Origin of the sequence: Moraxella boevrei DSM 14165 (assembly GCF_000379845.1) — a bacterium.
In the GTDB taxonomy this organism is placed as follows: Bacteria; Pseudomonadota; Gammaproteobacteria; order Pseudomonadales; family Moraxellaceae; genus Faucicola; species Faucicola boevrei.
The window spans coordinates 46,175-70,643 of the sequence record NZ_KB903773.1; the positions used below are offsets into that span (position 1 = coordinate 46,175).

At 40.0% G+C, this 24,469-nt stretch carries 23 protein-coding genes, 2 tRNA genes and 2 pseudogenes; 10 read left to right on the forward strand and 17 right to left on the reverse strand.

Features of this window, described 5'->3' with window-relative positions:
• The first annotated feature begins 261 nt into the window (after nt 1–261).
• Together A3G3_RS0102895 and A3G3_RS0102900 are read left to right on the forward strand one after the other, a co-directional pair.
• A complete protein-coding gene (locus A3G3_RS0102895) occupies nt 262–1,851 on the forward strand; it encodes an isocitrate lyase (protein WP_019519047.1) in 1,590 nt (529 codons plus the stop codon).
• Nucleotides 1,852–1,948: 97 nt separating this feature from the next.
• Complete coding sequence (locus tag A3G3_RS0102900; protein ID WP_019519048.1) at nt 1,949–2,491, forward strand: protein disulfide oxidoreductase; 543 nt, start codon at nt 1,949–1,951, stop codon at nt 2,489–2,491.
• 73 nt (nt 2,492–2,564) lie between these two features.
• On the opposite strand, the gene A3G3_RS0102905 is transcribed toward A3G3_RS0102900, so the two are convergent.
• Nucleotides 2,565–2,942, reverse strand: a complete 378-nt coding sequence (locus A3G3_RS0102905; RefSeq protein WP_019519049.1) for a response regulator — start codon at nt 2,940–2,942, stop codon at nt 2,565–2,567.
• 118 nt (nt 2,943–3,060) lie between these two features.
• The gene (locus A3G3_RS0102910) at nt 3,061–5,157 is read right to left on the reverse strand and encodes an ATP-binding protein (RefSeq protein ID WP_019519050.1); all 2,097 of its coding nucleotides are present in this window, start codon (nt 5,155–5,157) and stop codon (nt 3,061–3,063) included.
• A gap of 385 nt (nt 5,158–5,542) precedes the next feature.
• Between A3G3_RS0102910 and A3G3_RS0102915 the strand changes: the two genes are divergently transcribed.
• From A3G3_RS0102915 to A3G3_RS0102930, 4 genes are all read left to right on the forward strand, one after another.
• Nucleotides 5,543–6,499: a M48 family metallopeptidase gene (locus tag A3G3_RS0102915; protein ID WP_019519051.1), complete on the forward strand. Its 957-nt coding sequence runs from the start codon at nt 5,543–5,545 to the stop codon at nt 6,497–6,499.
• A 107-nt stretch (nt 6,500–6,606) separates the two neighbouring features.
• Entirely contained in the window at nt 6,607–6,936 is a 330-nt protein-coding gene (locus A3G3_RS0102920; RefSeq protein ID WP_019519052.1) for a BolA family protein, read from the forward strand.
• Nucleotides 6,937–6,939: 3 nt separating this feature from the next.
• Nucleotides 6,940–7,305, forward strand: a complete 366-nt coding sequence (locus A3G3_RS0102925) for a SirB2 family protein (RefSeq protein WP_019519053.1) — start codon at nt 6,940–6,942, stop codon at nt 7,303–7,305.
• A 47-nt stretch (nt 7,306–7,352) separates the two neighbouring features.
• Nucleotides 7,353–7,736 (forward strand): hypothetical protein, encoded by a 384-nt coding sequence (locus tag A3G3_RS0102930; protein WP_019519054.1) that lies wholly within the window; start codon nt 7,353–7,355, stop codon nt 7,734–7,736.
• An 85-nt stretch (nt 7,737–7,821) separates the two neighbouring features.
• On the opposite strand, the gene A3G3_RS13930 is transcribed toward A3G3_RS0102930, so the two are convergent.
• The 8 genes from A3G3_RS13930 to A3G3_RS0102975 form a co-directional block, all read right to left on the reverse strand.
• The gene (locus A3G3_RS13930) at nt 7,822–8,214 is read right to left on the reverse strand and encodes an MliC family protein (RefSeq protein WP_019519055.1); all 393 of its coding nucleotides are present in this window, start codon (nt 8,212–8,214) and stop codon (nt 7,822–7,824) included.
• A 158-nt stretch (nt 8,215–8,372) separates the two neighbouring features.
• Nucleotides 8,373–10,076: an ATP-binding protein gene (locus tag A3G3_RS0102940; RefSeq protein WP_019519056.1), complete on the reverse strand. Its 1,704-nt coding sequence runs from the start codon at nt 10,074–10,076 to the stop codon at nt 8,373–8,375.
• A 311-nt stretch (nt 10,077–10,387) separates the two neighbouring features.
• The gene (gene panD, locus A3G3_RS0102945) at nt 10,388–10,768 is read right to left on the reverse strand and encodes an aspartate 1-decarboxylase (protein ID WP_019519057.1); all 381 of its coding nucleotides are present in this window, start codon (nt 10,766–10,768) and stop codon (nt 10,388–10,390) included.
• Between the two features lie 64 nt (nt 10,769–10,832).
• On the reverse strand, nt 10,833–11,417 hold the full coding sequence (pth, locus tag A3G3_RS0102950; RefSeq protein ID WP_019519058.1) for an aminoacyl-tRNA hydrolase: 585 nt from the start codon (nt 11,415–11,417) through the stop codon (nt 10,833–10,835).
• Nucleotides 11,418–11,444: 27 nt separating this feature from the next.
• Nucleotides 11,445–12,173, reverse strand: a complete 729-nt coding sequence (locus A3G3_RS0102955; RefSeq protein ID WP_019519059.1) for a 50S ribosomal protein L25/general stress protein Ctc — start codon at nt 12,171–12,173, stop codon at nt 11,445–11,447.
• Between the two features lie 141 nt (nt 12,174–12,314).
• Nucleotides 12,315–13,265, reverse strand: a complete 951-nt coding sequence (locus A3G3_RS0102965) for a ribose-phosphate pyrophosphokinase (protein WP_019519061.1) — start codon at nt 13,263–13,265, stop codon at nt 12,315–12,317.
• 104 nt (nt 13,266–13,369) lie between these two features.
• A tRNA-Gln gene (locus A3G3_RS0102970) sits at nt 13,370–13,445 on the reverse strand.
• A gap of 121 nt (nt 13,446–13,566) precedes the next feature.
• Nucleotides 13,567–13,642, reverse strand: a tRNA-Gln gene (locus A3G3_RS0102975).
• A gap of 239 nt (nt 13,643–13,881) precedes the next feature.
• Here A3G3_RS0102975 and gspN point away from each other — a divergent pair.
• From gspN to A3G3_RS0103000, 4 genes are read left to right on the forward strand one after another with little or no spacing between them, the layout of a single operon-like run.
• Nucleotides 13,882–14,643 carry a type II secretion system protein N gene (gene gspN / locus A3G3_RS0102985; protein WP_228702702.1) on the forward strand — a complete coding sequence of 254 codons (762 nt, stop codon included), beginning with the start codon at nt 13,882–13,884 and terminating at the stop codon, nt 14,641–14,643.
• 9 nt (nt 14,644–14,652) lie between these two features.
• A complete protein-coding gene (locus A3G3_RS0102990; RefSeq protein ID WP_019519063.1) occupies nt 14,653–15,615 on the forward strand; it encodes a type II secretion system protein N in 963 nt (320 codons plus the stop codon).
• Nucleotides 15,616–15,673: 58 nt separating this feature from the next.
• Entirely contained in the window at nt 15,674–18,097 is a 2,424-nt protein-coding gene (gspD, locus tag A3G3_RS13070; protein ID WP_019519064.1) for a type II secretion system secretin GspD, read from the forward strand.
• 36 nt (nt 18,098–18,133) lie between these two features.
• Entirely contained in the window at nt 18,134–18,481 is a 348-nt protein-coding gene (locus A3G3_RS0103000) for a DMT family protein (protein WP_211207539.1), read from the forward strand.
• A gap of 51 nt (nt 18,482–18,532) precedes the next feature.
• On the opposite strand, the pseudogene A3G3_RS0103005 reads toward A3G3_RS0103000, so the two are convergent.
• The 7 genes and pseudogenes from A3G3_RS0103005 to A3G3_RS0103040 form a co-directional block, all read right to left on the reverse strand.
• Nucleotides 18,533–18,799, reverse strand: a pseudogene (locus A3G3_RS0103005) (sugar transporter); the annotation flags it as partial.
• The gene (locus tag A3G3_RS14455) at nt 18,720–18,893 is read right to left on the reverse strand and encodes a hypothetical protein (protein ID WP_019519067.1); all 174 of its coding nucleotides are present in this window, start codon (nt 18,891–18,893) and stop codon (nt 18,720–18,722) included. The gene A3G3_RS14455 and the pseudogene A3G3_RS0103005, both read right to left, overlap by 80 nt.
• Nucleotides 18,894–18,977: 84 nt before the next feature.
• Nucleotides 18,978–19,457: pseudogene (locus tag A3G3_RS0103015) on the reverse strand (histidine phosphatase family protein); the annotation flags it as partial.
• Nucleotides 19,458–19,570: 113 nt separating this feature from the next.
• On the reverse strand, nt 19,571–20,782 hold the full coding sequence (locus tag A3G3_RS0103025; protein WP_019519070.1) for a DNA cytosine methyltransferase: 1,212 nt from the start codon (nt 20,780–20,782) through the stop codon (nt 19,571–19,573).
• Nucleotides 20,783–20,784: 2 nt separating this feature from the next.
• A complete protein-coding gene (locus A3G3_RS0103030) occupies nt 20,785–21,852 on the reverse strand; it encodes a DNA cytosine methyltransferase (protein WP_019519071.1) in 1,068 nt (355 codons plus the stop codon).
• 66 nt (nt 21,853–21,918) lie between these two features.
• Nucleotides 21,919–22,914: a restriction endonuclease PLD domain-containing protein gene (locus A3G3_RS0103035; RefSeq protein WP_019519072.1), complete on the reverse strand. Its 996-nt coding sequence runs from the start codon at nt 22,912–22,914 to the stop codon at nt 21,919–21,921.
• A gap of 2 nt (nt 22,915–22,916) precedes the next feature.
• Nucleotides 22,917–24,443: a UDP-N-acetylmuramoyl-L-alanyl-D-glutamate--2,6-diaminopimelate ligase gene (locus tag A3G3_RS0103040; RefSeq protein ID WP_019519073.1), complete on the reverse strand. Its 1,527-nt coding sequence runs from the start codon at nt 24,441–24,443 to the stop codon at nt 22,917–22,919.
• Between the last annotated feature and the right edge of the window lie 26 nt (nt 24,444–24,469).

Here is a 24,469-nt window from a genome sequence, read left to right on the forward strand (position 1 = left end):
TTTAAAAATACCAAAAATAACAATCATAAATTAGCTAAATTATAATAAGTGGGTTATAGTGGTATCAACTTGTTAAACACATCAAAAAACCTACGGTATATTGGGCAATTGAATGACCGTTTGGTTTAAAGGTAATTTTAACAAAATATCGGGTATCACGGCGAAAAATCTTGCAATTTTTTGCAAAAAAATTTTTCAAGGAAACCAAACTTTCAAAGTTTATCGGTTATTAACCCCCAAACCGTCATTAGGAGATGGATTATGACAACGTATGTTTCAGCCATTGAACACATCAAAGCGTTAAAAGAAAGGTATGGCAACTGGCAAAATATCAGCGAAGAAGATGCAGGTCGCCTTATGGTGCAAAATACTTTTAAAACAGGCTTGGACATTGCCAAATATACCGCAGGCATTATGCGTCGTGATATGGCTCAGTATGATGCTGATAAGTCAAAATATACCCAATCACTTGGTGCGTGGCATGGCTTTATCGGTCAGCAAACCATGTATGCGGTGAAAAAATATTTTGGTACAACCGAGCGTAAATATATCTACCTTTCAGGCTGGATGGTTGCCGCATTGCGTTCTGAATTTGGTCCATTACCTGACCAATCTATGCACGAAAAAACTGCCGTGCCAAAATTGATTGAAGAAATCTACACTTTCTTACGTCAAGCAGACGAAAAAGTATTAAATGACTACTTCCGTGAATTAAAACAAGCCAAAGAAGCAGGTCAAGATACCAAAGCAATTTTGGATAAAATCAACAACTTTGAAACCCACATTGTCCCAATCATCGCTGACATTGATGCAGGTTTTGGTAATGAAGAGGCAACTTATCTGTTAACCAAACAAATGATTCAAGCAGGGGCTTGTGCCATTCAGGTTGAAAACCAAGTATCAGATGCCAAGCAATGCGGACACCAAGACGGCAAAGTTACCGTGCCACACGAAGACTTTATTGCCAAAATTAACGCAATCCGCTACGCATTTTTAGAATTGGGCGTTGATGACGGCGTTATTGTGGCTCGTACCGACTCTGAAGGGGCATCATTGACCCAAAAACTGCCCGTTTCTCGTGAAAAAGGCGACCTTGCATCTAAATACTTAGACTTTTTAGATGTAGAAGAAGTGAGCATTGAAAACGCTCAAGAAAATGATGTCTTGCTAAAACGTGATGGCAAACTAGTTCGCCCAGTGCGTATGCCAAACGGCTTGTACGCATTCCGTGAAGGCACGAATATTGACCGTGTGGTACTTGACTGTGTAACCGCATTACAAAACGGTGCTGACCTGTTGTGGATTGAAACGCCAACGCCAGACGTGGCTCATATCAAATCAATGACTGACCGTATCGTTGAGCAAGTGCCAAATGCAAAACTGGTTTACAACAATAGCCCATCATTTAACTGGACGCTAAACTTCCGTAAACAAGTGATTGCAAAATGGGAAAAAGAAGGCAAAGATACATCAGCGTATGACAAAAACAACTTGATGTCAGCCGATTACGATAATTCTGAGCTTAACACCGCTGCGGACGAGTTGGCTCGTACATTCCAAGCGGACGCATCTCGAGAAGCCTGTGTATTCCACCACTTGATTACCTTACCAACCTTCCATACCGCAGCATTAAGCACGCATTTATTAGCAAAAGGTTACTTTGGCGATAAAGGTATGCTGGCGTATGTAGAAGAAGTGCAACGTAAAGAATTGCGTGAAGGCGTATCAGCGGTGAAACACCAAGCAATGGCAGGCTCTGACATTGGTGATGACCACAAAGAAATTTTCTCTGGCGATAATGCCTTAAAAGCTGGCGGTGCAAAAAACACGTCTAACCAGTTTGGGCATTAATTCGCATCATTGCAAAAAAAACTTTGCAAACCCAAAATACCTTGCTATCATGCAAGGTATTTTTTGTCTTTAGAAAAATTAACTTGGAAAATCCACTATGCCAAACCAACCCATTTACCCAAACACGCATCAAACTAAACCTGCTAAATTACGCCAATTTAGCAAAAGTTTTTTTAGCTATTTGGTCATGTTTGTCGTGATTTATAGCCTTATTAATTGGTGGCGAAAACCTGTAATGCCGTCTGCCCCCACCCTACAATTTCACAGTATCCAAGCGCATCGCATTGACCTAAACCGCTTAAGTGAGCAACAGCCAGTACTGATTTATTTTTGGGGAACATGGTGTAGCGTGTGTCGCCAGGCTTCACCAAGCGTGCAAAAACTCGCCAGCAGTCATAACTACCCCATTATCAGCGTGGCGGTCAGCTCGGGCGACAATCAAGACATCACTCAATATATGCAGCAAAAAGGCTTGGATTTTATCACGATAAATGATGATAACGGTGCAATTTTTCGTCAATGGCAAGGGCAAGTAACACCGTCTTATGTAATTTTAAAAAATGGGCAAGCCGTACAAAGTTTTACAGGTATTCAACCCAGCTGGCTGTTAAATTTACGTTTAAAAATTGCCAGTTTTTAACTGCTATTTGATAAAAAATAAAAAACCTTTTAATCAATTTAAAAGGTTTTTTGTTTGCCCAATTTACAAACTTTTATACTTTATGCTGCATATCCACCAACCGATAAATAGCAGACACTAAGTCATCTTCACTAAATGGTTTACAAATAAAGCCTCTTGCTCCATATTGCAAGGCTTGCAACGCCGTCGCTTTATCTGACAATGCCGACACGACAAGAATACTCACGCCTGTACCTTGAGCCACAATTTTTTGGATACATTCCAAGCCGTCCATCTGGGGCATGGTCAAATCCATGGTGATAAGTTCAGGCTGATGCTCCGTAAATTTTTGTACTGCCTCCACCCCATTACTTGCGGTGGCAACGATTTCAATATCGCTATTGGCAAAGCTACGCTCAATACGGTTACGGATAATGTTGGAATCATCGACAATCATCAAACGGTAAGCCATAATTTTTACCTCGTTGTTAAGTCAATCGGGTTTGGTGTTTTAGTTTTTATTAAAATCTTTATTAAAAATAACTATTAAAAACCAAATCTTCATTGAAAAAAGATGCTATTATAGGGCGTTATCGTGGAAAAGTCACGGTCATTTGGGTAAATTGGTTCGGCTGGCTGTTTACGCCAAATTTACCTTGCCCTTCTACTGCGAGTTGACGCACGATATCCATGCCCACGCCACGCCCTGCATCTTCGTCTTGTTTGTCAGCAGTGGACACGCCTGCACTTAACATTAACCGCACCAAATCACGTGGTTGTAGATTTTGGGCTTGTTCTGGCTTGACTTGTCCGATTTCTACCGCTTTATCACGGATTTTTGCCCAGTTAATGCCTTGACCGTCATCGGTAACACTCAATTTTTGTTGATTATTTTTAACATTTTCTAGGTTTAATGTTACCACGCCTGTTTCAGGTTTGCCTTTAGCAACACGCTCACTCGGATTTTCAATCCCATGGACAATCGCATTTTTCAAAAACTGTGTTGCGATATCTTTGTACAAATGGCTTTTTTCCGCACTCATCGGAGCATCATCAAAACCATTCACCGATACCACAACTTTTTTGCCTTGACGCTTGGCGATGTCGCTTGCGTAATTACTAAAATAATTTTGCCAATAGTTACTTTCCGCTGGCGTTGCAGTTGGTTTATTATGGCTTAAAATCGTAACACTCGCAGTTTTAGGCGTTGGTTGTGCGGTATTGGTCGCCACCACATTTTCATCTTTTAAATTTAGACGTTGGGTCAAGCCTTCAATAAATTTCACCATGTCAATCAATTCGTTTAACGCAATGGTAAATCCCAAGAAATCATTGCCTGTAAGCTGTTGTTTTTCAAGCAATTGTTTAACGTGGTTTTCCTGTTTTTCAGTAATGCTAACAACGGTGTTTAGTTTAATCGCAGATGCGTCACCTTTTAAGCGATGACTTTCACGGTAAAGTTGCTGTGCTTTATGGGGTAGATTGTCCAAATTTTCGGTTTTTAACACATTGTTCATGCGTTCAATCCGTTGTTTAGTTTCAGTAATAAAGTTGTTTAACTGTGTTGGGTTCACTGTTAGCAAGTAGCTAATCATGTCAATTTGACGGTCGTGTTGTTCACGGTCTTTTTGCATTTGTAATTGCAAACGCACTTCTTTGGTCACATCTACCACGCTAACGAACACTTTTTCAACCGCTTTGCCTGCTTTATCCATGACACGCAAAAAGTTAAATTCCAAAAACTTAGTATCACTCATACCGTCTTTATCAACGAACGAAATTAACACTTGTTTTAACGGATTTAAATCTTGGATTAACTCTTCTACCACCCAAGTATTATAAAGCTGTTCTACAAACAGTTTGGTGGTTTCCATATCTTTTTGACTAATCATACCACCCAGTAAATCGTACAGGTTTCGTCCTGCAATGTTACGCTGTTGAAGAATATCTTCTAGCTTTGATGAATATTGCTCCCCAATTTTTAAATCTTTATCAATCAAAAACAACCCTTCATTCACCGTGTGCATGATTTCATCGGTTTCTTTTTGAGCTTTTTCAACCAACGCATCACCCAACCGCATACGGCGTAACGCATACCCCACAAAAAACACCAAGAACCCAATCAACGTCACAAGAGCAATAATCTGAATATAACGGGTATAACTTGCCATTGCCAAACTATCTTCCAAATACGTATCATAACCCACGTTCATATAATCCCAAATTGGGGCTTGCTGTTGATAAGCGTAATTGGCAAGATCGGCAAATTGAGCAGGGCTACTATTTGGTGTTAAGGTATTAATTTTTGCAGAATAATTTTTCCATAATACGCCAAAATCTTGCATTGCGGTTTCTTTTTGCTCATAAGTGAACAATTCTTCTAAATAACTGTCAATCTCAGCGGATTGCGTTTTTAACGCATTTAAGGCTTCTTGCCCTTTGGCAGGGTTTGTTGATATCAAACGCTCTAACTGCTGAGTCCCCGTCGCAATAAATAGCGTGTTATCACTGATATTACCAATCAAATCCATGTGTTCAGTAGACGTGGTGGCACGCTGGGCGAAAGTATAGTTGGCTACCCCAAGTGCAATCAAAAAGGCAGTCAACGCTAATAAAGAAATAAGTAGCGGACGATATTTAGCATTGCTAAATAAATCCCCCAATAAACTGCTATTCGTATTTGACATAACTAAAATCTCTCAAAAGATAAAAAGTAAAGATTTTAGTAAAAAAGTTGCCAAAAATTACAAAATAACTGTAAATTTAGAAATATTTTTGTCACATAAAATCAATACTAGGGAAATATAATCGGCATATTGTAATCCGAAATCCCTATAAAAACAATGGACTTCAACAAAAAGTTGTATCAGTTCGCTATTTTATAGGACAATAATGTTTTATATTAGATTAAGGTTTGATAAAAAGACCATTTATCACAAAAAATCAACCTTTGATTTTTTATAAAATCATGATTAAGTTAAACTAAAATTTATACGCTAAATAAAAATATTTTATATATATCTTCTGTCATTATGATAATTTATTTTTTCTATATAATAAGTTGCTAAATTTTTGAGTTTTTACCAAAAATTTTCACAAAAATCTATTATTCTACACAATCATCAACAACCGTTACGTGAAATCACTTATTTTTTGCCAAAAAAACGGTATAATATCCTTGTCAACATTCACATTTTTATGGAGAAAAAAATGGGCTTTAAAAAACAACTTAGCATCAGCCTTTTGACAATCGGTGTCACTCTTGGCGGTGTTTCGGCGTGTTCTAGCACCACTGATACAGGAGCGATTGGGGTAAATCGTAAACAAATGCTCATGGTGTCTAGTGATGAAGTCTTAAAAATATCAAACCAAAGCTATCTCAAAACCTTACAAGAAGCCCGTAAAGACGGCGTATTGGACACCAACCCCGCCCAACTGCAACGCCTAAAAACGATTGCCAATCGCCTAATCGCCCAAACAGGGGCCTATCGCCCTGACGCCAAAAACTGGCAATGGGAAGTGCATACTATTAAAAGCAACGAAATCAATGCCTATGTGATGCCCGGTGGTAAAATCGTGTTTTACACAGGTATTATTGACAAACTAAAATTAACGGATGCTGAAATCGCCGCCATTATGGGGCATGAAATGGCTCACGCCCTGCGTGAACACTCGCGTGAGCGAATGTCTCGCCAAGTCGCAACCCAAACTGCGATTGGGCTTGGTGCGGCGGTGCTCGGGTTATCTAGCGGTCAAGCTCAATTAGCAGGATTGGCGGGAGATGTAGGCTTAAGTTTACCAAACAGCCGTACCCAAGAAACGGAAGCTGATTTAATGGGGCTTGAACTCATGGCTCGTGCTGGCTACGATCCCAACGGTGCGATTAGCCTTTGGCAAAAAATGCAAAAAGCAGGCGGTAGCGGTATGCCTCAATTTTTGAGTACTCACCCTGTGAGTACCACACGTATCGCCAGTATCCAAGCCATGATGCCAAAAGTCATGCCGTTATATAACCAAGCAAAACGTTGATTTTTTAACGAATAACGGTTAAATCCATATTAAATTTATCAAAGGTATGTTAAAATTTTTAGCATACCTTTGTTGTTAATTTTATGTGTTGTATTTAGGAAAAAATGATGTCTGCCACCCCAATTGCCGATGCGTTAAATGAACGTGTCCAAGTATTAAACCCAACTTTTGTTAAATTAGAAAACGAAAGTATGAACCATGCCAATTACTTTGACGGTAAAGAAAGTCATTTTAAACTCACCATTGTCAGCGATGAATTTGCCGACAAACGTTTGGTACAACGACACCAACTTGTTTACAAGGCGATAAATGACCTACTTGCACAAGGCGGTGGCACCGTTCACGCCTTCGCTATTCACGCCTACACATCAAATGAATGGCAAGCGGTGGGACAAGCCCCCAATAGCCCTGCCTGTGCAGGACAAAATAAGGGGTAACACATGAAACATTTTCATATGCTCATGGCATTTATCACGGTGGCGATTTTTGTTTATCAATTTATCTTAGTTTTTCAAGGTAAAAATGGACAACTTGCGACCAAATCACTCAAAATTGCGGTTCACGTAATTTATTTTTTGTTATTAATCACAGGGATTTTGCAGTTACTACCGCTCTTAAAAGTGGTGGGTTTTCCGCATTTTGTCTTGGCAAAAATTATACTATTGGTCGTGGCGATTTCGGCAACCATTAAAGCCACTCGTCTTAGCACACCAAATCCACAAGCACGAGCAGGTATATGTATTTCGGCGGTGGCTTATATCGGGATTATTGCGTTAGCATTGTTAAAACCGATGAATTTATTTTAAAAATTTGTTAAAATATCATTAAATTCTTTGAGTTTGGAACAACCACCATGAAATCATTATTTTTACAAACTTTTGCTTTAGCTATCCTTGCTATGACAGGCTGTGCTAGCACGCCAACACCACAATACATTTCACCAAATACTTATCAAAGCTACGACTGTAACACCTTGATGAGTGAATACAACCGCACCACCCAATACATCAATGCCAACCAACAAAAGTCAGGACTTACCATGTCAGGCGTGGGAATTGGTATTGCAGGCGGTCGGCACGGGATTTATCCAACCGTGAGTTTTGGCGTGGGTAAAGCTAACTCGGGCAATCAAAATAACGTCAGTATCGCCATGGGCGAACGTGATGCCATCGTGCAAAGTGGACGCATGAAACAATGTGCCTTTAGCCGAGGTGTCAAACTATATAGCGAAAAATAATTTACGAACAATTGTAAAAAAGGACTGTATAAAATCAGTCCCTTTTTACAAATATACAAGCAATGGCGTTTTAGAGTGATGTTGATTACAAAGTGCAGGTGACGCTTTGTGTCTGACCGCTAAGATTTTTGTAACTTAACACACCCGAATTGGATTTTTCATGCCATGAGCCACCTTGATTATGCCATAATCCATTGCTCGTTGTATAATAAGCACCTGAAGCAGATGGGCTTAACGAAAGATTAGCAAAAACGCCTTGTGATTGGAGTTGGATTTGCTCATCACTAAGATAAGTGACTGCCACCGTCAAGCCATTGGTACATTGAAAAGTCTTCGTACCCATATTGTTTGTATGATTGGTGCTAACAACTGCAGGGCTAGTTGTCGCAGATGGTGCAGGAGCCACTGACGTGGTTTTGGTGGCACAGCCAGTTAATGCTAAAGCAAGTATCGCACCAGAGACAAATAAAGTTTTCATAAAAAATCCTTATAAATAAAGTGATAAGTTGAAAAATCTAGCAAATAAGATGATTAGCAAAAACAAATTCTTGCCAATACCAAGTACACTATAACTGAATTTTTAAGTTATTAAAGGATAACTTTGTTAATTTTTGGTAACCGATAAAAAATTTTTGATTACACTTCATCCTGATTAGGCTCGGAGCAGTACTTGCGTTCTGTACTTTGTTGCGTCAGTTCGTCAGCGTTGATACTAGTTGCCAACGGTTTTATTGGCCATGTCATGGTAAATCTTGCTCCACCCAAGTTTGGGCTTTCGTCCACGCTCATATTACCATTAAACCAAAAGGCAATGCGAGAAACAATTGACAAGCCCAAACCATAACCACCTGTCGAACGTGTTCGGCTGTCGTCCAAGCGAGCAAAGGGAATAAACACTTTTTCACGGTCTTTTTCAGCAATACCGTGTCCGTCATCTTCTACGCTGATAAAGGCTTCTTTTTTGTTCACCCCTGCGGTGACGATAATTTTTTGCTCGGCATAACGTGTCGCATTGCCTGCCAAATTTTGTAACACACGGTGCAAATAGCGTCTATCCGCCACCGCAACCGCTTTATCATCCATTTGTCCCGCTTCTACCACGACAGGCTTGCCAAGAGCGTTAGTTTCTCGCACGATTTGGGCGACCAATTCCGATAACTTAATCGCTTCCCATTCCATTTTTGGCGAACCTTCTTCCAATTTGGCATAAGTCAAAATTTCATCAATCAACCCATTCAAATCTTCAATATCTTGCTCAATATAATCTCGCTGGCTCATGCGGTCTTCGTATTCATCGGTATCCGCAAGCATATCCACCGCAAAACGAATACGGGCCACAGGCGTGCGTAGCTCATGCGACACTGCACGTGTTAGCTCACGTTGCGACTCAATCAAACGGCGAATATGCTCGGTCATACTGTTAAACGTGGATGCCAAATGAGCAATTTCATCTTCGCCAATCACTTTCACTTTGGTGTCAAGTTTGCCTTCACGCACCTTAGTAACACCCGTTTGGATCAGCTGTAATTTACGTTCAAGCGGGAAAATCAACGCATACACACCTAAACTAATCAAAAACATACTAATTAAAGTAATACTAATAATTAAATTTAGCGGAAACCAATTGAACAATGGAATTGAACCCATCACCGCCACGGTATTAGGAATTTCAGTCGGGGCTAAAATTTTGAACGATGAATTTTCGGTACTCGCACTATCGGCAAACAAAATCACAATATCTTTCCGTAGTAAACGAGACTGTTGGTCGGAGTCCAATTTTAAATTTTCTAAATTTTGCAACGATAATTTAAATGGAAAATACGGCTGTAAGGCTTGCAAACGTTGCTGTTTGGCTTCTACGGTAGGATAATACGACAAATCATCGAGCAACAACACACCCAGCCCCTTCATCTGCTGTTCGCTTAATTTTTTGATATGGACATGGATGACTTGGTTACTATCGGTGACTTTGTGAAAAATTTGGGCATCGGTGGTTTTATCATCAAAACGCACCACAGATTTTTGTTTTTCTAAACGTTTTAACTCACTGTTTTTAAAATTATTTTTATCAATATCTTGTAGATGAAAATCATTGTCAAACAAAATACTCACATCATTGAGCCAACGCTTACGAGCGACATCACTCTTTTGACGAGCCAAGCCTTCACTTACCAAGTGAAAGCCTGAAGTTGCCATATTTTCACGGTAATTTTGCACCCGTTCAGCATTAATGGTTGTCCATAAAAGTTGAGCGAATAATGCTACTAGCAAACAAACGAGCAATAACCCTGCATAAATACGCAAAAAAATAGATTGATTTAACGATGAAAATACTGACATAAGCAAAAAAATAACCAAAGATAGGCTATTTTAGGGATTTGCCAAAATAAAGTCTATAGCAAATCTGTCAATCAGTTAAAATTTATGTAAAAAAGCGGTTATTATTTGACTAATTAAAAAAATTAGCATTGTGAATTCAATATACTTTTCTACAAAAGCGTTCGTGGTGTGAGAAACAGTGTTTCGCAAGACGAAGCGTAGCGAAGTGGTCGAACCATAACGCTTTTGCTAGACTTCAACACGCTCAATCCGAACGGAAAATCTTAAAATCTATCTTTATTTAACAATACCAAAAAATTTAATTGGTTAAATTATTGCACTTGCACAGGAATGACATTAGCAGTATCTTTGACCACATTGCCTTCCTCCAAATATACCAAGCGTGGCTGATGTGTGTCAGCTTCAGCTTCGTCCATTTGGGCATAGCTTGCGATAATCACGATATCACCCAGCTCCGCCATGTGAGCGGCTGCACCGTTTAGCGAAATCATTTTTGAGCCTGCTTCGGCACGAATGGCATAGGTACGAAAACGCTTACCATTGTTGACATTGTAAATATCAATAGACTCATTTTCACGAATGCCCGCCAAATCCAATAGGTCGCTGTCAATCCCGCACGAGCCTTCATAGTGTAGCTCGCAATGCGTGACTCTGGCACGGTGTAATTTGGCTTTTAACATGGTTAATTGCATAAAATTTCTCAGCAATAAAAATCTTTCTTATAAAAAGAATAGATAGGGATTTCAGAAAGGACGATTAATCAGGCAATTTAAAGCCGTTAATTACTTGTTGGGCTTTGTCAAACTCGCCGTTTAACAAATTAGGTAGCTGTCGCATGGCTTCATCGAGCATCACCTCAAGGCTAATTTTCTCATCAGGACTTGGCGTACCCAACACATAATGCGACACTTGCGATTTACTCTCAGGTCTTCCGATGCCTAAGCGTAAACGGTGAAAATCTGCCCCCAGATGTGGCACGATATCTCGTAACCCGTTATGTCCGCCATGACCACCGCCTGTTTTAAAACGCATTTGGGCAACACCAATATCTAGCTCATCGTGAGCAATCAGTATTTCGTCATTATCAATATCGTAAAAATTGACAACAGGTATGACCGACTCACCCGATTTATTCATAAAAGTTTGTGGTAATAACAAACGTATATCATGCCCATGCACTTGCCCACGACCGAGTAACCCGTGAAATTTTTTTTCAAAGCTTAAGGTAATGTTAAAATCTTCAGCAATTCGCTCTACAAACCAAAAGCCAGCATTATGCCGTGTTTTGGCATACTGCTGACCAGGGTTACCAAGTCCAACAATCAATTTGATTTTAGACATGGAAATTATCCTAACGCAATCGCAAGATTATTCGTCTTCAGATTTTGGTGCATCGTGAGTTTCGTCTTGGGCTTGAAGTTTACGAGCTTCTTCATCCCCTTCAGGGTCACGCGTACCAGCAGCTTCTTTGTGTTCTTCAGGCTCGATTGGCTCAAGCACTTCAACGGTTGGTGCTTGAATGGTTGCAATGGTACGGTTAACCGCATTTTCAGCTTGCAATTCACGGATTACTACACCTTCAGGCATTTTCACATCTTGTAGGTGGATAGAGTCGCCAATTTGCATCGCTGATACGTCAACTTTGATGAATTCAGGGATTTTTGATGGGATACACGTGACTTCAATTTCAGTTGCATTTGACGTAAAGATACCGCCAGCTTTATGCCCCGGAGCAACGTCAGCACCTTCGTAATGGAATGGTACGGTTACGTGGATTTCTTGACCACGCACGATACGTTGGAAATCAGCGTGCATTGGCACGTTTTTGGCTGGGTGGCGTTGTAGGGCTTTGATAACCACTTCTTCTTCACCATGACCTTCAACGTTGATGGTCAAAATATGCGAGAAAAACGCTTCAGTTTCCAATGATTTGATAAGTTCATTGTAACGCAAAGATACCGCCAATGGCTCTTTGTCCGCCCCGTAAATAATCGCAGGTACTTGGTTTTGTTTGCGTAGGCGGCGGCTCGCACCTTTACCTTGCACATCAGTACCACGTAGTACTGCACTTAGTTTTGCAAAATCTTGGTTACTCATGAGAGTTCCTTTAAAGTTTAAGTTAACAAGCGGTATCAATTTGCGACCAATTGATACCATGATACTATTTTTTAAAAAAAATAGCAAAAATCTTAAAAATAAGTTGTCAATTTTAGCAAAATTTTAGACTTTTTTATTTTTTTATAAAGTTTCAAACATTGCACTGATTGACTCTTCATTATTAATACGGCGTAATGCTTCTGCCAATAATGGGGCAATCGTCACTTGACGAATTTTAACACAAGATTTGGCATTATCGCTTAACGCAATTGTGTCTGTTACGACCAACTCATCTAATACTGAGTTAGTAATCGTGTCAATCGCCTTACCTGATAACACAGGGTGCGTGACATACGCAACGACGCGTCTTGCCCCATGTTCTTTTAGGGCAGCAGCGGCTTTACACAGCGTACCTGCGGTATCCACCATATCATCAATAATCACACAATCACGGTCTTTCACATCGCCGATAATGTGCATCACTTCTGATTCATTAGCTTTTGCACGCCGTTTGTCAATAATTGCCAAATCCGCTTCACCGAGTTGTTTTGCCATAGCTCTAGCACGCACCACACCGCCGACATCAGGTGAAACTACCATTAAATTTTCGTAATGTTGTTCACGCAAATCTTTAAACAACACAGGCGTACCATAAATATTGTCCACAGGAATGTCAAAAAAGCCCTGAATTTGGTCGGCGTGCAAATCCACCGTTACCACACGGTCAATGCCAACAATGTTGAGCATATCAGCGACCACTTTGGCAGAAATCGGCACACGGGCAGAACGTGGACGGCGATCTTGGCGAGCATAGCCAAAATACGGCATCACCGCTGTAATACGCCCTGCACTTGAGCGACGCAACGCATCCGCCATTACCATGACTTCCATCAAGTTATCATTGGTCGGTGCAGACGTTGATTGTAAAATAAATACATCTTTACCACGCACGTTTTCTTGAATTTCAACGGCAACTTCACCGTCAGAAAAACGGTCAACTTTGGCTTGACCTAATGGAATATGCAGATGGTTGGTAACATTTTTTGCCAATTCTGGGTGGGCATTTCCCGTAAAAATCGCCAAATACGGCATGGTGCAGTCCTGTGATTAACGTATGAAAATCAGCTTATAATAATGTTATTTAACATTATTCATTTAGATGATAATTTTCAATGACTAAAAGTTAGGATAGAAAATGGCAGGGGTAGCTGGACTCGAACCAACGGATGTCAGGATCAAAACCTGATGCCTTACCAACTTGGCGATACCCCTAAAAACTCTATAAAGAATTACGGTGCGAACTATACCGATTTTTAAGATATTTGTCAATGTATTTAGATTGAATTTATCCTTTAAGGGAAACAACCTACTTTTATTCCATTGACAAAAAATATGGCAGGGGTAGCTGGACTCGAACCAACGGATGTCAGGATCAAAACCTGATGCCTTACCAACTTGGCGATACCCCTATTTATGAGAGCCGTATTTTAGCAAAATTTTTTAAAAAAGCAAGTGTTTTTTTATTTTTTTGCAAAAATTTCTTAAAAAATAGCTTAACTTAGGTTTGGTTTGGTTAAAGTTGTTGAAATTTTGGCAAAAAATATTGGTGATATTGACATAAATTGGATTACAATTTTGCCAAAATCGGTTATGATATAGGGATTTTTGTCTTGTTCATTTTTTACAAGTTATCATTAAGGGTTTGATTTTGGCAACTTTGTCTATGCGTCCGAAAAAACCGACATTGCTGTGGCTGTTGTTGGGGTTGATTTTGTTTTGCTTGTTTTTGCTATTGCAATTACCAGCCAGCTGGCTTGTGCAAAAATTCGCCCCAAATAATCCGTATTTGCAACAAGTGTCGGGTAATCTTTGGCAAGGTCAAGCCAATTGGCAAATTCATCAAGCCAATCAAAAAAATCTTGCAGGCACGCTCAATTGGCAGTGGCAACCGTGGCATTTGCTCACAGGGAAAATCGGTATGGCGGTAGCGGTGCGGTCGGGTTCAACGGATATTAAAGGGATTGCAAAGTTTAACAAAAATACCATTCAGCTCAATGATTTTAAAGGAAAAATTGGTAAAGATACGCTAAGTTCATTTGCTGATTGGCAACTGCCTGACACGCCGATTATGCTTGAGAATTTGGCATTACAAAAAAATGTGTCAGGGTTTAGCGGTGTCACAGGGGATTTGAGCTGGGCGGGCGGTGCGATGCGTTATCCGATGGGTGGTCGGGTGTATCCGATTGATTTGCCTGCAATGCAAGGCAAGTTAAGCAATGAAAAAGAACGCTTACATTTGGCGATTAGCACACCGCAGGGGCAACGCTTGGGGGATTTTTTTGTGGATAATGATAAAATGTTGGATGTACAGTTGACCCAACGTTTGTTAAAAAATATGCCCGATTATCAAGGGCAAGGGGCAGATGATAGCGTGGTAGTGTCGCTTCGCCAACCGTTGACGAGTTTTTAAGGGGTAATGATGAAATCAAATGCGAACTTTTCTGCCCTATATAGGCTGCTGCCAAAGCTACAAAAGCTGTATCCACTGTTGTTATTTGTGGTGGTAGTTTGGCTGTGTTGGTTATTGGCTCGTTTGGTGTGGCTCATGGTCGCACCACCGTCTGCACCTGCGATTACGCCTGTGGCATTGCAAGCAAGCCAAAACAACGTGCCAATGGGCAATGGCTTGGATATTTTTGCACGTGCTGAGCCGACACAAACGGTCAATCAGCCACCACCTGATGTCAAAGTATTGGGGGTGACAATTGCCAGTCCAAAAGCCTTGTCATTTGCGATTTTGGCAAGTAATGGCAAAGTAAAAAGTTATAAAATTGGCGAAATGCTAGACGGTAGTGCCTATCAATTAGCAGAAGTAAATAATGACCATATTATCTTAAGTCAAAATGGACAAACGAGTAAGGTTGAGTTTGGTTCAGCCTTTGCCCTTGACCAACGTGAACAAGCGGGCAACACCAACAATGCCCAAAACCCAAATGGTGCGATGTTATCAGGCAATGTGTTAACCAACACGCCAACGAACAGTATGCCAAATCCCTCCCCTGCCCCAACCAATATACCCATGCAAAGCACACCCACACAAGCTGATAATTCTGCAAGCATAAACCCTGCAACCGACCCTGCCAATGCTTCACCGCTTGACAGTACGATTGCAGGATTACAGGAAAATCCGTCAGGCTATTTAAGCCAAATGGGGGTTGCTACCACGGGCAACGGCTATCTAGTGACAGACGGTATGCCGTCAGGGATTAAAGAGCGTTTGGGCTTGCAGTCGGGCGACCGTGTCATCTCGGTAAATGGACAAAATGTGGGGGAAAATCCAAGTCAAGATGCCCAACTGTTAGAACAGGTAAAACAATCGGGGCAAGCCCAAATCCAAGTGCAACGTGGCGAACAAACCATTACTTTAAGGCAATCTTTTTAATATTTTACATTTTACTTTTACAATTAACACAATGATGAACCAGACGATGAAAAACGCAATGAATACACAGACCACCAAAAAATCTTTACCATTAATCAAACTGTTAACCTTAAGCCTCGTGTTGACAATGGGTGCGGTCACTTTACCCAGTGCATCTGCAGAAACTGGCTACAAAGTGCATTTGCAAGATGCGGATATTAAAGCATTTATTGACCAAGTTGCCAGTATTACCCAAAAGAATTTTGTGCTTGACCCACGCATTAATGGTAATGTAACGGTGATTGCCAATAAAACTTTGAGCCGTGATGAGATTTATGAGCTGTTTTTGGCAGTGATGAAAGTTAATGGTATTGTGGCGATTGAGCGGGGTTTAAGCGTCGAATTATTGCCAGATACTGTGGCGAAACAAGCAGGCGTTGACGTGGATCTGCGGGGTAATACCACAGGTAACCGTATGGCGACCCGCATTATTTATCTGACCAACACCAGTGCCACCGATGTGTTAAACGTCATCCGACCGATGATGCCCCAATACGCCAATGCCGCTGTCGTGCCAAATGTTAATGCATTGGTACTATCCGACCGTGCCGATAGTCTTAACGAAATGGCAAAACTAATTAAAGACTTAGACAGTAATATGAATGACAAACTCACCGTCATTCCGCTGCGTCATGTGGACGCCAACCGCATGATGGCGTTATTAAGTTCATTAACAGGCACGTCTACCACAACATCCACCTCAAGCCAAAATGGACAACCAGAAGCTGTGAGTGCATCAGGTGGTAGTTTGATTAACATTATCGCCGACCCGATTTCCGATAGACTATTGGTAAAAGGTAGCGTAGAAATGACTGCCAAAGTACAACGCATGGTAGAAGAGTTAGATACCTTACCAAGCCAAAGGCTAAGCGGTTTAAGGGTATTTCGGCTAAAATATGCCAGTGCCACTCATATCGCCAATATGCTTCGTGGGCTGTTATCAAACCAATCTATTAACAGTGCAGGTGACCAAACCACGCTAGAAGCCACTTCCATGTTCGGCTCAAGTAACAACAATAGTTCCAATTCTAGCTCAAGCAATAACACATCTGCCACAGGCTCACCGATTAACACCAGTAGTACCAACACCACAAGTAGTAACAACTCAGGTTATCAAGGTCGCCCATTTAGCATTATCGCTGACCAAACCCAAAATTCGGTCGTTGTCAATGCCAATCCAGAATTGATGGTAGAAATTGAAAATACCATTAACCAACTTGATACACGCCGTGACCAAGTCCTGATACAAGCAGCCATCATGGAAATCTCAGGCAACGACACGCAACAACTCGGCGTGCAATGGGCAATGGGGAATGCCAACAGTGGCGTGGGTGTAGTGAATTTTAACAATGTCGGAGCAACCGCGATTGGGCTGGCGAGTGAAGCCTTAACAGGGCGTGCAGGGTCAGCTGCGGCATCAATTGCAGGGGCATTGTTTGGCATCGGTGATAGCAAAGTGGATAGTAGTGGTAATCGTCAATTTTATGGGGCGATTTTGCAAGCGATTAATAAAACCAATAACGCCAATTTGTTGTCCATGCCGTCTATCTTGACCTTGGATAATGAAAAAGCCAATATTTTGGTCGGTCAAAATGTACCGTTTGTAACTGGCTCTTACACCACCAATAACAACAACTCATCTACTAATCCTTTTCAAACCGTGAGCCGTGAAGATGTAGGGATTAACCTAAATGTTGTGCCACATATTGGGGAAAATGGCACGGTACGCCTTGAAATCACTCAAGAAGTCTCTTCTATCGTGGAAGGCACACTCAACAATACAAGCGGTGTGGTAACAAATAAAAATCTGATTAAAACCACCATTTTGGCGGACGACCAACAAACGGTTGCCTTAGGCGGTCTGATGCGAGATAACAGTAGCTACGGACAACAAAAAGTCCCCGGTCTTGGCGACGTGCCTGTGCTTGGCAATCTATTTCGTTCAAAAACCAAAAATAGCGACAAAACCAACTTAATCGTGTTTTTACAACCGACCATTTTACGTAACGGCACGGCGGTGGCGAGCATGACCGAAAAAAGCCTAGACGGCATTCGCACCATGCAATTAGTTATTGACAAAAATGGCACATTAAAACAAATTCCGTTAAATATTAACAACTTATATCCAAATACTACACCGACAACCCCTGTTAATTTACCAAAAAATGACCTTGTTGTGCCTGCATCGCAGTCGTTGCAAAACATTCCAAAAGTCGTGCCAAACCCTATTGTTACAAGCACTCATGAACCAATTGTCAATACAAGCATGAAAACTCCAGTCAACGTTAACGAAACAGTACAACCTGTACAAATGCTAGAACCTGTAGAAATCTCACCGATTACCGAAACTATCGTGGAGACACCAATGGCGATTGAAGTTAGTACCGACACCAATGCTCCTGTTACCGTAATAACCGATAAGCCTGTGCTGGCAAATCCGTAATGCTTGATAAATTGGTACATGGATAAAAAGCAGAAAATGACGATAAATCCCGTTTTTGTCACGGTTGGGCTACTGGTTTGTAGCAATATTCTTATGACTTTTGCGTGGTATGGGCATCTTAAAAATTTTAACAATCAACCGTGGATTGTCGCATCCTTGGTAAGTTGGGGGATAGCGTTATTTGAGTATTTGTTGCAAGTACCTGCCAATCGTATCGGACACACCGTACTGAATGTCGGACAACTAAAAATCATGCAAGAAGTGATTACGCTGTGTGTATTTGTGCCATTTGCGGTGCTGTATTTAAAAGAACCTTTAAAATTGGATTATCTGTGGGCGGGACTATGTTTGCTCGGGGCGGTTTATTTTGTATTTCGCAGTTAACATTAATTTTGATTTGATAAAATTTTAATTTTTATACTGTTGCCAAGACCAAAAACCCACGAACAGCCCCAACAGCAATTTTCGTCGCTCAATATGGGCAGTGGCAAGCATCGCAGGCAATGACAGCACCGCCACAATCCACGCATAAATCGTCATCATCATGCCCACGTCCGCCACAGGCATGGCAAAACTGTTGCCGATATCGGACAGCAGTGCAATCGGAATAAATTCGGTGGTGTTAAAAATAAATGCCGATAATGCCAACACAACCACACGCCATTGACGTATTTTGTTGGGATAGTGTTGATTTTTTTTCAGTTTTTTGGCGGATTTTGGTTAAATTTTGATGCTGATTTTGTGATGAGTTTTGTGGTATATTTTTTAGACTGGTCGTGAGGTTTTGCTCGGTCATATTTTACAGTTTTATAGAATTTTTTATTTAAAATCAGTAGCGTTCATACGGATTATTATCACTATCTGCTCGCACCCGCACTTTCTAGATACCGCCATTTTCTAGTAAAAAAACTTCACAGTTTTTCGGGCGAATGGCAAGCTCAAACTCACGAAATTTTGTCATGTTGTTCACACGACTACTTTCGCCGTGAAGTAGTTGCCACATCAGCATCCCTATCCACATCCCATGCGTAAAGACGATATATATCCCATTTGGCAAGACATCGAACGCTTGACGCACATTTTTGACACGACCAATAAAATTATCAAAACTATCCGTCAAATCGCTGTCTTGATAATCATTGCCTTGTGTCCAAAAATCTTCAGCAAGTTGGCGTAATTCGCCAAGTTCCATATTTTTAATCCGCTCAGAATCCAGATAATTAAACTCATGCAAATCGTCTAAAATTTGGGCAGTCATGCCTGTTTTTTGCAAAAATGGAAAGGCAGTTTGGTGTGTGCGAGCATAAGCGGAGATAAATACGCCATCAATCTTGGAGATGTTTTCGTTCAGCCAATCGGCAAGGGCAACCGCTTAGGTGTTGCCAAATTCGGTTAGGTTAATTTCATGGTTAGGGCGAAGTGCCAGCCCTGCATTACTTTCGCTTTGGGCGTGGCGGATTAGGTAGATTTTTTTCATAAATTTTTTAATATTTCAAATAAAGCACACGCTAATTTTTCAGAAAATAAAGGTGGAACGGCATTTCCTATCATTTTATAATTTGCACCTACCGATGAAATAAATTCATAGTCATCATCAAATGTCTGCAATCTAGCAGATTCTCTAACAGTAATTGAGCGTGCTTGCTCCGAGTCATAATGTATGTGTCGTAATCCATCTTTATATAAATGAGCTGGGATAGTATTGCTTGGCTCATCTCGTCTTAAAACATAATATTTATGCACCGCTGAATTTTTACCAGTTTTTTGTGTATAAAGTTGCTTTAACTTTTCTGTTGAAACATACTCATATCTCGCTGTTTCAATGTCTTTTGCCAAAAATTGGAAAGTTTCGATATCACTTACATTATGAAAGCGTGGTAGATGATTTGCAATCGCTATATTAGGTTGCGTATGTGAATAATTTTTTCCATTAAGACGATACGCAGTTGTTGGATATAATTTTGGCAAATCACCAATCGCTTCTTGAACTGTCTTTAACGGTTTATAATATTTGGGTAAAATATTGGTATAGAAATCTTGCAATATAGCTTTAGGATTGGCACATAAACCCTTACGAATACCAATAATAATCACTCGCCGACGCTTTTGTGGTACGCCAAATCTTGTCAAATCTTGCAAAGCAAATTTTTTTAAATCAGATACAATGGCATAACCATGTTTATCAAATTCATCTCTAATTAAATCAATCACTAAAGTATCTTTTGGTTTGGCTGATAGCATACCTACAACATTTTCAAAAACGAATAATTTAGGCTGATAATGCTGAACAACTTTAACATAACTTTCAAAAAGATAATTGCGATAATCATCTTTCATACCATTTTTATCTTGTACTCGACCTGCCATAGAGTAGGCTTGACAAGGTGGACCACCAATAATAACATCAATTGGTTTATGATTAACTAAAAAATCTAAACCTTGATTTGAACCATATTCTTTATCATTTTGCCAACCACTTAATAATTCATCAGTACGTTGAATATCAAACCTTAAAACTTGTTTATCGGCGTTTTGTTCATTGTATTTAGTTTTTAGGCGATGAATTAAATTTGCAACAGGTTCTTTTTCCCATTCCACAGCCGAAACAAACTCAAAATTTTCATTTTTATGAAAACCTTCTGATAAACCACCACAACCTGCAAATAAATCTATAAATCTATACATTGTTATTCATCATCTAAATAATTTTTTAATGTTAATGCTAAATAGTAACCCAATAAAGGTGGAACTGCATTGCCGACTTGTCGATATTGTTGAGTTTTATTACCTAAAAATACAAAATCGTCAGGAAAGCTTTGTAAGCGAGCATTTTCTCGAACTGTTGGAACACGATTCCATTTATAATGAAAATGATTGCGATGACCTGTATCTATTGTTTTTGATGGTTTTTGACTATGATACCTTGTCCATGCTTCATTAAATTTTCGACTATCACCGACACCTGCAGGCAAATCTTTATGATTACCACCTTCAGGAACTTGAGCAATAACTGATTTCACCAAATCGGTATGAACTGTCCCCAAATGATTATGTAATACAGTTGAATTTTGTCGCATTTTTTGTTGATAATCTGAAAAAGCAGACATGGTGTATTCACTAATATTATGACCTAAATCATGTTCTAAGCTAGGTAAATCACCTATGGCTTGTTCACAAGTTACATAATTATCTTCTGTATGGACTGGTAAAGGAAAATCAAATTTGATACCATTTTTTAAACCCACAAAAAAAATCCGCTTTCTGATTTGCGGTACACCATAATCGGGAGCATAAAGAACTTGGTAATTAATGGTATATCCTAAATCTCCAAATTCTTTTAAAATGGCTTCTTTGGCTTTGCCTTGATACAAAGTTGCTAAACCTGGTACATTTTCTAAAATGAAGGCTTGGGGTTGAAACTTTTTAACTGCTTCTACCATGCTATAAAATAAGCCGTTTCTTTCATCATGTTCTTGACGTTTACCAGTCAATGAAAAACCTTGACAAGGTGGACCACCAATAATCACATCAATTTTTTGATGGTTTAATAAATCTGCAATTTCATCTAAAGTTTCATGTTTAAATAAATCACCTTTAAATGCAATCGCTCCATGATGATTTTTTTCAAATGTTTTTAATGCCATTTCATCAAAATCAACACCCATTAAAACATCAAAACCCGCATCAATAAAGCCTTTAGACAATCCACCACAGCCTGAAAACATATCAATAACAGTAAATTTTTTATTTTTCATCTTATTTTCTCATCAAAAAAGCGATATTTTAACATAGGACATTAAAAAAATTTGGGGGTAAATATATCAATTAACGGAAAAATCCAAATAATACACACCTTCAGCTTGTAAAGTAATCGTTACATCTGTTCTGCCGTATGTTTCTAAATCAGCTCGTGTAATAGTATGCGTATCTGATACACCTAAACGTTTGCGTAGATATAGTCCTAATTCAGCTTTTGAATGGCTTGAACACAGAGCTTTAGGATATAGCATATCATTATGTTTAATATTTTGTTCCAACAAACCTGCCATAATTTTACCATCGTCCCAAATAAGCTCAATTTCATCATTTTGGCGTTGCAATTTTCCTTTTGAACCATCTTTATTGATTTTCTCAACACCTAACTTTGGCGGAAATAAGTTAGGAAAATTAAGAATATGCTCCTTTGTAATGCGAATTTCCGCATCTCCAACACAGGTATGAGCTGTTCCACCAATTTGTGTCGAGTTGCACCCCCAATTAAGGCCACTTTTAGACGGAACTTCGCCATCTCTTGCTAAAAATGATAAACGACATTCATTATCTATCTGAATTGGCTGTTCTACTGTTGCGATAAATTTGTTTTTGAATTGCACATCATTGTCATCACAACGAATAGAATTTTTCAAGATTAAATCAAAATAATGATTTAATTCAGTATAAACAAGATTATCAGCTTCAACTAAAATTTCTCGGTTTGGTGTTGCAAGCCCGTTACGTGAAAAATTAGCAGACCCAACCAAAGCATCTATGATTTGCCCATCTTTTCGCCATAAATAACATTTTGCATGAACGCCAATTTTTGAATAAAACAAATTCGTATTTTCAGATTTTTGTTGAATTTGATTCAATGCTTTATTTAAACGATAACTAATGCTATCACTGCCATACATTCCATAAATCACTTGGCAATTTATCGGCAAATCCTGCAAACGAGCAAATGGTTGTGGCCCAATATAACCTGTAATAATCAAAAACTCATCAGCATGATTTTGTACATGACGATTAAAAACAATGTTTTCAAGATTGTTTGTAAACATATTCACTTCCCAAACTTCTCAATCGCCTGTTTCAGCACCACACTATCATCAAAATCATAACGCACACCGTGAATCTCTTGATAGGTTTCATGCCCCTTACCTGCAATCACCACAATATCGTTGTCACCGCTATTTGCCACCGCAAATTCAATGGCGGTTTTGCGGTCAGGTTCAATCTCGGTTTTATAATGTTGCTCGCAGTTCATACCTGCTTGCATATCTTTTAAAATAGCAAGCGGATTTTCCGTGCGTGGATTGTCCGCAGTTAGCACGACTTTATCAGCAAATTTTAAGGCAACTTGGGTCATCAGTGGACGCTTGCCCTTATCACGGTCGCCCCCACAACCGAACACCGTCCACAGATTGCCACGGCAATGCGATTTTAAACTGGTTAAAACTTGTTGAAGAGCGTCTGGCGTATGGGCATAATCCACAATAAACGCCCCAACCTTGGACGGCACTCTATGCATACGCCCTGTCGCCCCCTTAAGTTCATGCACGCCTGTCTGTATATGCTCAAACGACACACCAACCGCCATCGCCCCTGCAATGCTAGCGAGCAAATTGGCAATGTTAAACCGCCCTAATAATGGGCTTTTTAACACCAATTGCCCCTGTGGGGTCATGACCGTCATCTCAACCCCATCAAGGCTTGGCACGATGTTGCTGGCAAAAAAATCAGCAGGCTTATTGTCCACACTGTACGTCCACACGGTCAAATTTGATGATTTTGCGGTATTGATAAAACTTTCACTCATTTCATCATCAAGATTGATAATGGCGTGAGTCAAACTTGGAAAAAGTTTTTTGTCAAAAAGCCGAGCTTTCGCCTGTGCATAATCGTCCATATCGCTGTGATAATCGAGATGGTCACGGCTTAAATTGGTAAAAATAGCGACTTTGATTGGCAAGCCTTGCAAACGGTGCTGATGTAAGCCATGGGAGCTGGCTTCAATCGACAAGACATTGACGCCATTTTTGGCAAAATCGTGTACTGCATGATGCAAATTAAACACTTCCATCGTGGTATGCGTAGCAGGCGTTAAATGTAAACTTCCGTCAGTTATCACGCCATTACCCGCCGTTCCCATGACACCGACCGTCGCACCGCTAAATGAGAAAAGTTGGGCGACTAATTGGCTAATCGTCGTTTTGCCATTTGTGCCTGTGGTGGCGATGATGGTTGGCAGTGTGGCAGGGTCATTTAATTGCAAACTTTGGCTTACCAAATCGCCCAAAAACTCACGAATGTTTGGCAAAACAACAATTTGAAAATCAAATTCGTGGAAAATGGCAGACATGTCAATTTCTGATAACACAAACACCACTTTGTCTTGTACCGATTTTAAATAAGTTTTTAAGGTGTCTAAATCGGTTTTGGCGTTCGGATTTTGGGATTTTAATAACACAAATACATCGCCGTTTTCAACTTTACGACTATCCACTTGCAAAGATTTAAAATCAATATTTAATACACTTTTTAAATTTTCTGTTAACTCATCATTTAGATTAAATTGGTTTAACTGCATCCTATTTCCCTTAACTTTTTTGGCAA

Bases quoted from the DNA above. Each gene is read 5' to 3' on its own strand.
- A3G3_RS0102955 (WP_019519059.1), bottom strand. From the start codon at position 12,173: ATGAGTAACCAAGATTTTGCAAAACTAAGTGCAGTACTACGTGGTACT.
- A3G3_RS0102910 (WP_019519050.1), bottom strand. From the start codon at position 5,157: ATGTCAAATACGAATAGCAGTTTATTGGGGGATTTATTTAGCAATGCT.
- A3G3_RS0102990 (WP_019519063.1), top strand. From the start codon at position 14,653: ATGAAATCAAATGCGAACTTTTCTGCCCTATATAGGCTGCTGCCAAAG.
- A3G3_RS13930 (WP_019519055.1), bottom strand. From the start codon at position 8,214: ATGAAAACTTTATTTGTCTCTGGTGCGATACTTGCTTTAGCATTAACT.
- A3G3_RS0102930 (WP_019519054.1), top strand. From the start codon at position 7,353: ATGAAATCATTATTTTTACAAACTTTTGCTTTAGCTATCCTTGCTATG.
- A3G3_RS0102900 (WP_019519048.1), top strand. From the start codon at position 1,949: ATGCCAAACCAACCCATTTACCCAAACACGCATCAAACTAAACCTGCT.
- panD (WP_019519057.1), bottom strand. From the start codon at position 10,768: ATGCAATTAACCATGTTAAAAGCCAAATTACACCGTGCCAGAGTCACG.
- gspD (WP_019519064.1), top strand. From the start codon at position 15,674: ATGAATACACAGACCACCAAAAAATCTTTACCATTAATCAAACTGTTA.
- A3G3_RS0103000 (WP_211207539.1), top strand. From the start codon at position 18,134: ATGACGATAAATCCCGTTTTTGTCACGGTTGGGCTACTGGTTTGTAGC.
- A3G3_RS0102895 (WP_019519047.1), top strand. From the start codon at position 262: ATGACAACGTATGTTTCAGCCATTGAACACATCAAAGCGTTAAAAGAA.
- A3G3_RS0103040 (WP_019519073.1), bottom strand. From the start codon at position 24,443: ATGCAGTTAAACCAATTTAATCTAAATGATGAGTTAACAGAAAATTTA.
- A3G3_RS0102940 (WP_019519056.1), bottom strand. From the start codon at position 10,076: ATGTCAGTATTTTCATCGTTAAATCAATCTATTTTTTTGCGTATTTAT.
- A3G3_RS0102965 (WP_019519061.1), bottom strand. From the start codon at position 13,265: ATGCCGTATTTGGCGATTTTTACGGGAAATGCCCACCCAGAATTGGCA.
- A3G3_RS0102920 (WP_019519052.1), top strand. From the start codon at position 6,607: ATGTCTGCCACCCCAATTGCCGATGCGTTAAATGAACGTGTCCAAGTA.
- A3G3_RS0102925 (WP_019519053.1), top strand. From the start codon at position 6,940: ATGAAACATTTTCATATGCTCATGGCATTTATCACGGTGGCGATTTTT.
- A3G3_RS14455 (WP_019519067.1), bottom strand. From the start codon at position 18,893: ATGACCGAGCAAAACCTCACGACCAGTCTAAAAAATATACCACAAAAC.
- pth (WP_019519058.1), bottom strand. From the start codon at position 11,417: ATGTCTAAAATCAAATTGATTGTTGGACTTGGTAACCCTGGTCAGCAG.
- A3G3_RS0102905 (WP_019519049.1), bottom strand. From the start codon at position 2,942: ATGGCTTACCGTTTGATGATTGTCGATGATTCCAACATTATCCGTAAC.
- A3G3_RS0103030 (WP_019519071.1), bottom strand. From the start codon at position 21,852: ATGAAAAATAAAAAATTTACTGTTATTGATATGTTTTCAGGCTGTGGT.
- A3G3_RS0103025 (WP_019519070.1), bottom strand. From the start codon at position 20,782: ATGTATAGATTTATAGATTTATTTGCAGGTTGTGGTGGTTTATCAGAA.
- A3G3_RS0103035 (WP_019519072.1), bottom strand. From the start codon at position 22,914: ATGTTTACAAACAATCTTGAAAACATTGTTTTTAATCGTCATGTACAA.